Origin of the sequence: Streptomyces coryli, from assembly GCF_011044975.1 — a bacterium.
GTDB lineage: Bacteria > Actinomycetota > Actinomycetes > Streptomycetales > Streptomycetaceae > Streptomyces > Streptomyces coryli.
Genome location: NZ_JAAKZV010000001.1, coordinates 127,592 through 139,557, shown reverse-complemented (window position 1 = coordinate 139,557; position 11,966 = coordinate 127,592). Strand labels below are relative to the sequence as shown.

Below are 11,966 nucleotides of genomic sequence, written 5' to 3'. Positions count from 1 at the left end.
AGTCACCGTAGCCGACGAAGGGGACCGGGACCGTACGACGGCACCGGGCCCCTCCCTCAGCGCGTTCTCGGCGCGCCTGCCGAAGTCAGCTGAGCCTCGGCCCCTTCGGCTCGTCCGGGTCCTTCGGCGAGAAGACGACGTAGGCCGCTACCGGCGGGATATATGCGGGAGCGCCACTGAGTGGCAGCTCGTCCCGCATAATCAGCGCCTCGATCGCCACCTTCTCCTCCGTGCCGACCGGCCGGATCATCTCGCGCGTAGACATCATTTCCTCCTCGATTCCTGATCTCTGTTTCACTTCATGCTCGGTGCCGGGAGGCGGGGGGGGGTCACTCCTGGCTGAAGAACTTCACCTGAGCCTTGCCCTCCGCAGTGACCTCACCGCCGGATTCCTCCCCGCTGGCGCTGGAGGACATCTCCATCCTGGCGTTGGCGAACCTCGTGCTGTCGGAGGTCACCTGCGCGGTGGCGACGCCCTTGCCGGACACTTCGCTACCCGATTCGGTCTCCGACTGGTCAATGGTGTCCAGTACCGCCGTAGTTGCCGTGCCGTCGCTCCAGGTGATCTCCAACTGGCCCTTGGCCTCGGTCACCGCCCCCTCGTCGCCCGCTTCTGTCTCGACCATGCGTGATTTCCAGGACCCGCTGAGGTCCGCACCGCACTCGATGGTCCCTTCGCCGCTGAAGGCCTCCTTGCCGTCCCCCTGGTTTTCGTTGGTGGTGCTCCCGGTGGCGCTGCATGAAGCCAGCTCCGTCTGGGCCGGGACGGCGGCGGTCGCGACTGGCGCAAGGCCGAACAATCCGATCGCGGTGATTCCTGTCGTAGCGAGGAGATTACTCATAACCCTGGACATGATGAATGAACCTTTCTTGGTCAACATGGCCGCGAATTAACCCCGATGAGGCAGAATCGCGCACCGAAGCCGGAATTGACTCCGGCACTTCGACCGTACGCACGTTCCGGACCCCGCCGCTATCGGCGCTTCGGTATAGTGCGAAGGTTCCATTTTCGGTCGGCGGTCATGGGTTACGGCCAGGCATTGACTCGCCAGTCGTTGGGGACCACGTACGGGAGCTTGAGACGCAGAGCAGCCCATGGCAGGCTCAAGCCGCATGATCGATGAATGGGCGAAGGACAACCTGCACGGGAGACTGCGGCGGGACCGCGAGGCGCTGCTCTGGAAACTCGACGGCCTACCCGAATACGACGCCCGCCGGCCTTTGACGGCGACCGGGACCAACCTCCTCGGCCTGGTCAAACACGTGGCCACCGTCGAGGCCCGGTACTTCGGCGAGGTCTTCGGCCGCCCTTCCCCGGAACCGCTGCCCCGGTGGCAGGACTCCGACGGCAGCGATCAGTGGGCGACCGCGGACGAGACCCGCGACCAGATCGTCGGCTTCTACCGGCGCACGTGGGAACACTCGGACGCGACGATCAACGAGCTTCCCCTCGACGCCCCCGGCCACGTGCCGTGGTGGCCGGAGCCTTATACCAACACGACCCTGTTCGCCGTCATGGTCCATGTCCTCGGCGAGACCATCCGGCATGCCGGGCACGCCGACATCCTGCGCGAAGGCCTCGACGGCCGCACCGGGTTGCGCCCCGAACATGAGCAGCCGATCGACGAGAAGGCCCGCGCGACCCACCGCGCGAAGATCGAACAGGCCGCCAGGGCGGCTGCACCAATGCTCAGTGACAGACCTTGAAGTTCTCTCTCACAGCGCTGGAGCCGCAACTCGCCCGAGAGCACGAACTCGGGATCTGCAGCCGTGAAAGCTATTGAAGCCGTCTGCCACCGGACTCCATGGGGCCGCGGTCAGTCGATCTCGGGGTGCCGTGGGGCAGTCCCAGGCGCGGAGAGGGCATGGGTGATGCCGGCGTCGAGGCCGCTGTCGTAGCTCGCACGGAAAGCGGTCTCATAGATATCGCCGCCGAGGGCCTGACGGGCCTGCGCCTCGCACGCCTGGCGGGCGGCGACGAGTTCGGGTGCCCCCATCTGGGGGGAACCGAGGGTCTGCCATACCCGGTCGGCGGTGCCGAGGAGCTGGGCGGTTCGCTCGGCGTGCCCGGACGCGAGCGTCGCGGAGGCGAGTGCTTCGAGGGCCATGGCGATGCCGAGACTGTCGCGGACGCGGCGTTTGCCGTCGAGGGCGTCGCGGGCATGGGCTTCGGCCTCTGCCGCCCGTCCCAGGGCCAGCGCGGCGAGGGCGCGAAGGTAGTCGCCCCAGGCGCGGGCATGGGTCTCGCCGTGCCGGTCGCATACGGCGCAAAGACCGTCCGCGACGACCGCGGCCTCGGCGATCTGCCCGAGCTGGATGTGGACGAAGGACCGGGCGACCTGGACGAGCGACCACGCCGCGTCGTAGCGCCCGGGGGACGGCGGGGTGCGCGGCGCCGCGTCGAGCGCCTCGGCCGCCTGCGTCTGCCGGCCGCTCAGCGCGAAACAGGTGCCCTCGAGAAGGGCAGCGGCGACCGGGGCGGTCTCATCGGCCTCGTCGGCGGTGACCTTCCGGAAGGTGTCGAGGAGGCGGAGGCCGGTCTCCATGTCACCCACGATCTGGCCGGACATACCGCGGGCCCACAGGGCCTTGGCGCGGTCCGGTCCGGGGGCCGGATCCAGGTCAAGGGCCCGGTCGAGGTAGTACACGCCCTCATGGGCGAAGCCGCAGGCGTACCAGAAGAACCACAGCGCCCCAGCCATCTGCAGCCCACTCTGCCCGTCCTGCTCGGCGAGGCAGAAGTCGAGGGCGGCGCGGAGATTGGCGTGTTCGGTGGTCGTCCGGTCGTGCCAGGCGACCTGGTCCGGTCCCATCCAGGCGGCATCCGCGGCCTGGGCCAGCGCCCGGAAGTAGTCCCGGTGCCGGTGGCGCAGCGTGGACTCCTCGCCGAGGCCGCGCAGCCAGGCGGCGCCGAACTCGCGGATGGTGTCGAGCATCCGGTAGCGCTCGCCACCGCCGGTCGGCTCCCACATCACGATCGACTTGTCTGTCAGGGAGGCGAGCAGCCCCGGGATCGCCTCCTCGGGAAGGCGCGTGTCGGCACACACCGCCAGGGCGGCCTCGGCGTCGAAGCCGCCGACGAGGACGGAAAGGCGGGCCCAGAGCAGCCGTTCGGCCGGGCTGCACAGTTCGTGGCTCCAGCCGATCGCGGTACGCAGCGCCTGATGCCAGGGCGGCTCGGCGTCGTCCACCACCTCGTCGGTGGTGCCCAGGACGGCGAAGCGGTCGTCCAGCTTCTCGGTCAGCTCGGCTACGGACTGGTCGCGCAGGCGGGCCGCGGCCAGTTCGATGGCGAGCGGGAGGCCGTCCAGGCAGCGGCACAGGCGTACGAGATCGGGCCGGTTGGCGTCGGTGACCGCGAAGCCGGGCACCGCTTCGGCGGCCCGCTCGGCCAGCAGGGCCATCGCGTCCGCACCACCGCATGCCGCGCCCTCGCCTTCGGGTACGGGCAGCGGGTCGACGGTCAGCAGCCGCTCCATGTGCGTGCCCAGAGGGCGGCGGCTGGTGACCACGATGCGCAGCCCCGGCGCGGCCCGCAGCAGCACATCGGCGGCCAGTGCGCACTCGTGGACCAGGTGTTCGCAGGTGTCCAGGACAAGCAGCACCTCGCGCTCCGCCAGGTAGTCGGCCAGTACATCGATCATGGGCCGCGTCGTCTGATCCACCAGGGCAAGGACCTCGGACACGGCGTGTGCGAGCAGCGCGCCCCGGCGCAGCGACGAGAGCTCCACCCACCACACCCCGTCCCGGAAGGACGGCCGCACCTCGTGCGTGGCCCGCAGCGCGAGCCGCGTCTTGCCCACCCCGCCGACCCCGGTCACCGTCACAAGCCGGGCGCCGTCGTCGAACAGCCGCCGGATCTGCGCCAGTTCCTGCTGCCGGCCGTACAACTCGCGTGTCTCCGGGGGGAGATTTCCCGCTCCTTGCCGCCGCATGGCCGCACCCTTCTTCCTTCTCTTCGCTCTTCACGACCGATCGAGGTTGCCCTGTGGTGCGCTCGGTGCGTCTTCGTTCTTCGGTACGGGGGGTACCGGTCCCGTCAGCAGGTCGGCGGTGGGCTGGACAAGCAGCAGGGTGAGGTCGTCGCCGTGGCCGTCGCCGACGGGGGCGGCAGCGTGGTGGTCGACGAGGTCGACCAGGTTTGCCAGGGCCTCGTCGAGGGTGAGGGCGCTCAGCGCGGCCCGGACCCGGCGGTCGAGGGCCAGTGGGGTGCCGTGCGCGTTCCGCGCCTCGGTGAGGCCGTCGGTGTAGAGCAGCATGCGCTGCTCGGGGGTGAGCAGGACGGCCTGTACGCTCGGCGTGGGCGACAAACCCAACGGCGGGGAGGGGCAAGGGGATTCAAGGACCTCCAGGCACCGGCCCACCTGCAGCGGCGGCGGGTGCCCGCAGTTGACCAGGCGGACCGCGCCGGGCACGAAGTCCGCGAGGAGCAAGGTGACGAAGTCCTCGTCTCCGAGGTCGTCTCGCACGCGGTCGTCGAGTATGTGGGCGAGGCGGACCAGGTCGGGCTCCGTGGCCGCGGTGTGGCGGAAGGCGGAGAGCACCGCCGCGCTGATGCGGACCGCGTCCAGGCCATGACCCGTCACGTCTCCGACGATCAGGCGCGGCCCGGACGGCAGCAGGACGGCGTCATGGAGATCCCCGCCGATCAGGGCGTCCTCGCTCGCGGAGCGGGTCCTTACGGCCGTGGCCAGGCCGCCCAGATCGGCGGGCAAGGGGCGTACGAGAGCACGTTGGGTGAGTTCGGCGACGCGGGTCATGCGGGCGAGGGAGGCCTTGCAGTGCATGCGGTCGCGCGCCATCAGGATCGTCCACAGGCCGTGGGCGGCGAGCAGCGGCCCGACGACGAGCAGGGCGCAGTCCGGCACCGCCGGGTGGGCCGCGGCACCCGCCGCGATAGCCGCCTCAATGGCTGTTGTCAGTAGTAGCCATCCACGCTCCGAGAGCATCGCGTGCCTCCGCGGCAGGTCGTTCCTTGCCCCGCGCCAAGCCATGCACGGTCCCACACTTGCCCGAGGCATGTGAGGCCCTTCACGCCATCGGTCACGGGATGCGCCCGCCTGCCGGGGCCGTACTCGCTTACGAAGACGGAACCACCAGCTCAGGCGGAGTGTGCGCCACCACTTACTGACGAAGCGTCAGTCCGCGAACAAACCTCGACGTGACACCGCCTGATCAGACAGTGACCGCAAATGTCACCGCCCGGCGCGGCTCCGGCGCATCCGCCCCGCGCCGGACTGCCGCTCTCCAGCTCAGTGACAGAGCTTGACCTCGTGATCCGCATGCCCCACCGGCTCCAGCTGGAACGTGCAGTGCTCCACGTCGAAGTGGTCGCCCAGGCAGTCCTGCAGATCGTGGAGGAGCTTTTCGTGGCCTACCGCGTCCAGGGCTTCCTTGGTGACCACGACGTGGGCCGACAGGACTGGCATGCCGGAGGTGATCGTCCAGACGTGGAGGTCGTGGAGGTCCTCCACGCCGGGGAGGTCGAGGATGTGCTGGCGGACCTCGGCGATGTCGACGTCCTTCGGGGCTGTCTCCAGCAGGACGTCGATCGCCTCGCGGAGGAGCTTGAAGGTGCGGGGGATGATCATCGCGCCGATGGCGATCGAGGCGATCGGGTCGGCGTAGCGCCAGCCGGTGAGCATGATGATGAGCGCCGAGACCAGGACCGCGACCGAGCCGAGGGCGTCGGCCGCCACCTCCAGGAAGGCGCCGCGGACGTTGAGGCTCTCGCGCTGGCCGGCCATCAGCAGGGAGAGGGAGATCAGGTTCGCCACCAGGCCGATGGCGCCGAAGACCATGGTGAGGCCGCCGTCGATCTCCTCCGGCTGGACGAAGCGCTTCACCGCCTCGTAGAGGATGTAGCCGCCCACGCCGAAGAGCAGCAGGCAGTTCGCCAGCGCCGCCAGGATCTCGGCCCGGGCCAGGCCGAAGGTGCGGCGCTCGGCGGTGGGGCGGTTGGCGAAGTGGATGGCCATAAGGGCCATCGACAGGCCGATGACGTCCGTGGCCATGTGGCCGGCGTCCGCGATCAGGGCGAGGGAGCCGGTCAGCGCGCCGCCGACGATCTCCGCGATCAGCACGGTCGTGGTCAGGCCCAGCGCGATGCGCAGGCGACCCCGGTAGGCCGCCGCCGCGGTGGCGGACGTGCCCGGAGGCGGCCCGTGGGAGTGCCCGTGGTCGTGCCCTGCCCCCATGGCGCAGCCTTCCGTAGTCCAGTGGTCCCGTGGTCCGCCGTCGTGGCTTCAGTGGCCAGTGAACTACGGGGCCGGGGTATGGAGCAACACGAAGCTGAACACCGTTGTCATAGTCTGACCTGCGGAAACGCTCCCACGGCTGTGATCAGGAGACACGTGCCTCCGGGTGGTGCAGGCACCAGCCCTCCCACGCCGAGGTGACCATGTCGCGGACATCGCGCTGCGGGGTCCAGCCGAGCTCGCGCTTCGCCCGTTCATACGACGCCACCACCCGGGCCGGGTCGCCGGGACGCCGCCCGACCACCCGGGCGGCCGGCTCGTGGCGGCCGCTCACCTCGGCGATGACATCCGCCAGCTCGCGCACGGACACGCCCGTACCGCTTCCGAGGTTCACCGTGATGTCCCCAGAGCCAGAGCCAGAGCCGGCCGCGTCGGCCCGGGACAGCCGCCGGGCCGCCGCGAGATGCGCCTCGGCGAGGTCGACCACATGGATGTAGTCCCGGATGGCCGTCCCGTCCGGAGTCGGATAGTCATCGCCGTAGATCAGCGGCGCCTCACCGCGCGTCAGCCGGTCGAAGTAGATCGGGATGACGTTGAACACCCCCGTGTCCGCCAGCTCCGGCGTCGCGCACCCGGCGATGTTGAAGTACCGCAGACAGGCCGTGGCGATGCCGTGGGCCTGGCCCGCGGCGCGGACCAGCCATTCGCCGGCCAGCTTCGTCTCGCCGTACGGAGACAGAGGCGCGCAGGGCGTGTCCTCTGTCACCAGGTCCACGTCCACCGACCCGTACACCGCCGCGGACGAGGAGAAGACGAAGCGCCGCACCCCGGCCGCCGCCACCGCCTCCAGCAGGGTGGTCAGGCCCAGCAGGTTCTCCCGGTAGTACAGCAGCGGCTGCTCGACCGACTCGCCGACCTGCTTCTTGGCCGCGGTGTGGATCACACCCGTGACGCCGTGCTCCGCGATGGCGCGGTCGACGGCGGCCCGGTCGGTGACCGAACCGCGGATCAGCGGCACGTCCGCCGGGAGGCGCTCGGGGAAGCCGGCCGAGACGTCGTCCAGCACCACCACGCCCTCGCCCGCGTCCTTGAGCGCCCGGACAACATGTGCGCCGATGAAGCCGGCGCCGCCTGTGATCAGCCAAGTCATGCCCCGCAGCGTAACGGGGGAGAGGGGGCAACCGGCGAGGCCTGTGGACAACCTGTGACACTCGCCCCGGCACACCCCGCCGATGGCCGGAAACCCCCAGGTCCAGCCGCCGCCCCGCGTGCTCAGCTTGTACCGCGCAGCGGCGATGCACCATGATGATCGCATTCGGGCAGCCGGGCGGCGAAACCATCCCCACGAGGATCCGCTAACCTCTGCCGACATGCCGCCGGCCGGTTGGGGGACGGGGCGGTGCCCCTGCCCTGCCGCTGTGCTGTCAAGGAGTGAGTTCGACTGCGGACCGCAATCGTCATCGGCCCGCCCGTGCCCGGATCGCCCCTCGACGGCGACCTGCGGGCGCTGGGCTTCGACGACATCCAGACAGCGGCTGACATCGCGGACGCCGCCACGGTGCTGGCCTTCATCCCCGAGGGCCGCCGCATCGCGCTCGTCGACAGTCACTTCGTCGGCCACCGGCACAGCCTGCGCCTCGGTCTTACGGACCCGCGCTGGCCCGCCGCCGCCATCGAAGGGGCCGTGACGGCGCAGCCCGAGGCGCGCGCCGCACTCTCCCGCGCCGCCATGCGCAGCCAGTCGATAGAGGGTGTCGCCGACCAGCTCGCCACCCAGCTGGAGGCGGACGGCCTCGCGCTGGCCCGCCCCGAGCTGGGCGTCCTGGTCGCCGCCACGCCGCAGGATCTGACCGAGCGGGCCAAGACCGAGGACTCGGTCGCCGCCGTCAACGAGGAGAAGGCCCGGCTGAACTCCGTCGTGAAGGCCCGCGACGGCTTCTTCACCACCTTCTTCATCAGCCCCTACTCCAAATACATCGCGCGCTGGTGCGCCCGCCGCGGCTTCACCCCGAACCAGGTCACCACCGCGAGCCTGCTCACCGCCGTGATCGCGGCAGGCCTCGCCGCCACCGGCACCCGCCCCGGCTTCGTCGCCGCCGGCGTGCTGCTGCTCTTCTCCTTCGTCCTGGACTGCACGGACGGCCAGCTGGCCCGCTACTCGCTGCAGTACTCGACGATGGGCGCCTGGCTCGACGCCACCTTCGACCGCGCCAAGGAGTACGCGTACTACGCGGGCCTGGCGATCGGCGCGGCCAACGCGAACAACGACGACGTCTGGGCGCTCGCCCTGGGCGCGATGATCCTGCAGACCGTCCGCCACGTCGTCGACTTCTCCTTCAACGAGGCGAACCACGACGCGCAGGGCAATACGAGCCCCACCGCGGCCCTCTCCTCCAAGCTCGACAGCGTCGGCTGGACCGTCTGGCTGCGGCGCATGATCGTGCTGCCCATCGGCGAGCGCTGGGCCATGATCGCCGTACTGACGGCGCTCACCACGCCCCGCATCGTCTTCTACGCGCTCCTCATCGGCTGCGCCCTCGCCGCCTGCTACACCACGGCGGGCCGCGTCCTCAGATCCCTCACCCGCAAGGCCGAGCGCACCGAGCGCGCCACCCAGGCCCTCGCCTCGCTCGCCGACACCGGCCCGCTCGCGGAAGGCGTGGCCGCTGCCACCAGCCGGATCAAGGCCTTCAGCCCCTTCCAGGCCCCCGCCGTCGCCGCCCTCGGCGGCGCCCTGGTGGTCGGCGCAGCCTTCCTCGACGGCCCCTGGCCGCTGATCGGCGCCCTCGTCTACGTACTGACCTCGGGCCTGGCCGTAGCCCGCCCGCTGGCCGGTCCGCTGGACTGGCTGGTGCCGCCGCTCTTCCGTGCGGCGGAATACGGCACGATCCTGGTGCTGGCCGCCCGGTCCGACGCCTCAGGGGCGCTCCCTGCGGCTTTCGGCCTGGTCGGTGCGGTCGCCTACCATCATTACGACACGGTGTACCGCATCCGCGGTGGCACCGGCGCACCTCCGCACTGGCTGGTGCGGGCGATCGGCGGGCACGACGGACGGACGCTGCTGGTGGTAGTGGCGGCTGCCCTGCTGAACGACTCAGGGTTCACGATCGCGCTCACGGCGCTGGCCGTGGCCCTGGCACTGGTGGTGCTCGTAGAGAGCATCCGTTTCTGGGTCTCTTCCGGAGCACCCGCTGTACACGACGAATCAGGAGAACCCGCATGATCGGCCTCGTGCTGGCGGCAGGCGCCGGACGGCGACTGCGCCCCTACACCGACACCCTCCCCAAGGCCCTCGTGCCGGTCGACGGTGACACGACCATCCTCGACCTCACCCTCGGCAACTTCGCCGAGATCGGCCTCACCGAGGTAGCCATCATCGTCGGCTACAAGAAGGAGGCGGTGTACGAGCGCAAGGAGGCCCTGGAGCAGAAGTACGGCCTCAAGCTCACGCTGATCGACAACGACAAGGCCGAGGAGTGGAACAACGCCTACTCCCTCTGGTGCGGTCGTGACGCGATCAAGCACACCGTGATCCTCGCCAACGGCGACACCGTGCACCCGGTCTCCGTCGAGAAGACCCTGCTCGCGGCCCAGGGCGGCGGCAAGAAGATCATCCTCGCCCTCGACACGGTGAAGCAGCTCGCCGACGAGGAGATGAAGGTCGTCGTGGACCCCGAGAAGGGCGTCCAGAAGATCACCAAGCTGATGGACCCGACCGAGGCCACCGGCGAGTACATCGGCGTCACCCTCATCGAGGGCGAGGCCGCCGAGGAGCTCGGCGACGCGCTGAAGACCACCTGGGAGCGCGACCCGGACCTGTACTACGAGGACGGCTACCAGGAGCTCGTCAACCGCGGCTTCAAGGTCGACGTGGCGCCGATCGGCGACGTGAAGTGGGTCGAGATCGACAACCACGACGACCTCGCCAAGGGCAGGGAGATCGCGTGCCAGTACTGACCCGGCTGATGCCGGCCCCGGTTGTCGTAGACATCCGGGCCGGCGCGCTGGACGACCTGGCCACGATCCTGACCGACCAGCGCATCGCCCCCACCGGCAAGCTCGCCTTCGCCATCAGCGGCGGCTCCGGCCAGGCGCTCAAGGAGCGCTTCGCGCCGTCCTTCCCCGGCGCCGACTGGTTCGACGACGCCGACGGCACCATCGACGGTGCCGTCAAGCTCGCCGACTCCATAAAGCGCGCGGGCCGGTACGACGCGGTCGTCTCGCTCGGCGGCGGCAAGGTCGTCGACTGCGCGAAGTACGCCGCGGCCCGGGTGGGCCTCCCGCTCGTCGCCGTCGCGACGAACCTCGCCCACGACGGCCTGTGCTCCCCGGTCGCCACGCTCGACAACGACGCGGGCCGCGGCTCCTACGGCGTGCCGAGCCCGATCGGCGTCGTCATCGACCTCGACGTGATCCGCGACGCCCCGGCGGCGTTCGTACGGGCCGGCATCGGCGATGTGATCTGCAAGATCTCCGCCGTGGCCGACTGGGAGCTGTCCCAGAAGGTCAACGGCGAGGCGGTCGACGGGCTGGCCGCCGCCATGGCGCGGCAGTCCGCGCACGCGGTGTTGCGGCACCCGGGCGGCATCGGCGACGACGAGTTCCTCAGCGTCCTCGCCGAGTCCCTGGTGATGTGCGGTCTGGCCATGTCGGTGGCCGGCGACTCGCGGCCGGCGTCCGGCGCCTGCCACGAGATCTGCCACGCCTTCGACCTGCTCTTCCCCAAGCGCAATTCGCCGCACGGGGACCAGTGCGGGTTCGGCGGCACGTTCGCCACGTTCCTGCGCGGCGACGTCGACACGGCGAAGGAGATGGCGCGGACCCTGCGCCGGCACGGGCTGCCCGTGCTGGCGAGCGAGATGGGCTACAGCGACCAGGACCTCGTCGACGCGATCCTCTTCGCGCCGCAGACCCGCCCGGGCCGCTACACCATCCTCGAGCATCTCGACCTTTCCGCCGACCAGATCAGGGACGCGTACGCCGACTATGCAAAAGCCGTCAGTAGCTGAACTCCGCCCTGTCGTTCACCCCGCGGGGGTGAAGGACCGGAGGAGCGGTGAGCACTGGGGCGGCCGGCTCTACATGCGGGAGATCTCCCTGCGCGTGGACCGGCACCTGGTGAACACCAAGGTCACCCCGAACCAGGTGACCTACGTGATGACGGTCGTGTCCGTCCTCGCCGCCCCGGCGCTGCTGGTGCCGGGGCTGGCGGGGGCGCTGCTCGGCGTCCTGATGGCGCAGCTCTACCTGCTGTTCGACTGCGTCGACGGCGAGCTCGCCCGCTGGAAGAAGCAGTACTCCATGGCCGGGGTCTACCTGGACCGGGTCGCCGCGTACTTCCTCGACGCCGCCGTGCTGCTCGGCTTCGGCCTGCGCGCCGCGGACATCTGGGGCGAGGGCCGGATCGACTGGCTGTGGGCCTTCCTCGGGACGCTCGCCGCCCTCGGCGCGATCATGATCAAGGCCGAGACCGACCTGGTCGGCGTGGCCCGCCATCAGCAGGGTCTCCCGCCGGTCCAGGAGTCGGCGGCCGAGCCGCGTACATCCGGCGTGGCCCTGGCCCGCAAGGCCGCGGCCGCGCTGAAGTTCCACCGGCTGATCCTGGGCATCGAGGCGTCGCTGCTGATCCTCGTGCTGACGATCCTGGACATGATCCGGGGTGACCTCTTCTTCACGCGCCTCGGTGTCGCCGTGCTGGCCGCGATCGCGGTCCTGCAGACGCTGCTGCACCTGGTGAGCATCCTGGCCTCGAGCAGATTGCGGTGAAAC

Annotated in this window: 11 protein-coding genes; 5 read left to right on the top strand and 6 right to left on the bottom strand. The window is 70.2% G+C overall.

Annotated features, from left to right (window positions below; genetic code table 11):
• Positions 1-85: 85 nt before the first annotated feature.
• Both G5C51_RS00650 and G5C51_RS00645 read right to left on the bottom strand, forming a co-directional pair.
• Complete coding sequence (locus tag G5C51_RS00650) at positions 86-265, bottom strand: hypothetical protein (RefSeq protein WP_165229662.1); 180 nt, start codon at positions 263-265, stop codon at positions 86-88.
• Between the two features lie 64 nt (positions 266-329).
• Positions 330-881 (bottom strand): hypothetical protein, encoded by a 552-nt coding sequence (locus tag G5C51_RS00645; protein ID WP_165229659.1) that lies wholly within the window; start codon positions 879-881, stop codon positions 330-332.
• Between the two features lie 232 nt (positions 882-1,113).
• Between G5C51_RS00645 and G5C51_RS00640 the strand changes: the two genes are divergently transcribed.
• Positions 1,114-1,707, top strand: a complete 594-nt coding sequence (locus G5C51_RS00640) for a DinB family protein (protein ID WP_165229656.1) — start codon at positions 1,114-1,116, stop codon at positions 1,705-1,707.
• A 110-nt stretch (positions 1,708-1,817) separates the two neighbouring features.
• On the opposite strand, the gene G5C51_RS00635 is transcribed toward G5C51_RS00640, so the two are convergent.
• From G5C51_RS00635 to galE, 4 genes are all read right to left on the bottom strand, one after another.
• On the bottom strand, positions 1,818-3,935 hold the full coding sequence (locus G5C51_RS00635; RefSeq protein ID WP_165229654.1) for an ATP-binding protein: 2,118 nt from the start codon (positions 3,933-3,935) through the stop codon (positions 1,818-1,820).
• 30 nt (positions 3,936-3,965) lie between these two features.
• Positions 3,966-4,949, bottom strand: coding sequence for a PP2C family protein-serine/threonine phosphatase (locus G5C51_RS00630; protein ID WP_165229651.1), 984 nt, complete (start codon positions 4,947-4,949; stop codon positions 3,966-3,968).
• Between the two features lie 303 nt (positions 4,950-5,252).
• On the bottom strand, positions 5,253-6,197 hold the full coding sequence (locus G5C51_RS00625) for a cation diffusion facilitator family transporter (RefSeq protein WP_165229648.1): 945 nt from the start codon (positions 6,195-6,197) through the stop codon (positions 5,253-5,255).
• 145 nt (positions 6,198-6,342) lie between these two features.
• Positions 6,343-7,347, bottom strand: a complete 1,005-nt coding sequence (gene galE / locus G5C51_RS00620) for a UDP-glucose 4-epimerase GalE (RefSeq protein WP_165229645.1) — start codon at positions 7,345-7,347, stop codon at positions 6,343-6,345.
• 291 nt (positions 7,348-7,638) lie between these two features.
• Between galE and G5C51_RS00615 the strand changes: the two genes are divergently transcribed.
• From G5C51_RS00615 to G5C51_RS00600, 4 genes are read left to right on the top strand one after another with little or no spacing between them, the layout of a single operon-like run.
• Positions 7,639-9,420, top strand: a complete 1,782-nt coding sequence (locus G5C51_RS00615; RefSeq protein ID WP_165229771.1) for a DUF5941 domain-containing protein — start codon at positions 7,639-7,641, stop codon at positions 9,418-9,420.
• Complete coding sequence (locus G5C51_RS00610) at positions 9,417-10,154, top strand: phosphocholine cytidylyltransferase family protein (RefSeq protein ID WP_165229642.1); 738 nt, start codon at positions 9,417-9,419, stop codon at positions 10,152-10,154. The genes G5C51_RS00615 and G5C51_RS00610 overlap by 4 nt, the downstream gene beginning before the upstream one ends.
• Positions 10,142-11,206 (top strand): iron-containing alcohol dehydrogenase, encoded by a 1,065-nt coding sequence (locus G5C51_RS00605; RefSeq protein WP_165229639.1) that lies wholly within the window; start codon positions 10,142-10,144, stop codon positions 11,204-11,206. The genes G5C51_RS00610 and G5C51_RS00605 overlap by 13 nt, the downstream gene beginning before the upstream one ends.
• Positions 11,184-11,963 carry a CDP-alcohol phosphatidyltransferase family protein gene (locus G5C51_RS00600; protein ID WP_165229636.1) on the top strand — a complete coding sequence of 260 codons (780 nt, stop codon included), beginning with the start codon at positions 11,184-11,186 and terminating at the stop codon, positions 11,961-11,963. Before G5C51_RS00605 ends, G5C51_RS00600 begins: the two co-directional genes overlap by 23 nt.
• The last annotated feature ends 3 nt before the right edge of the window (positions 11,964-11,966 follow it).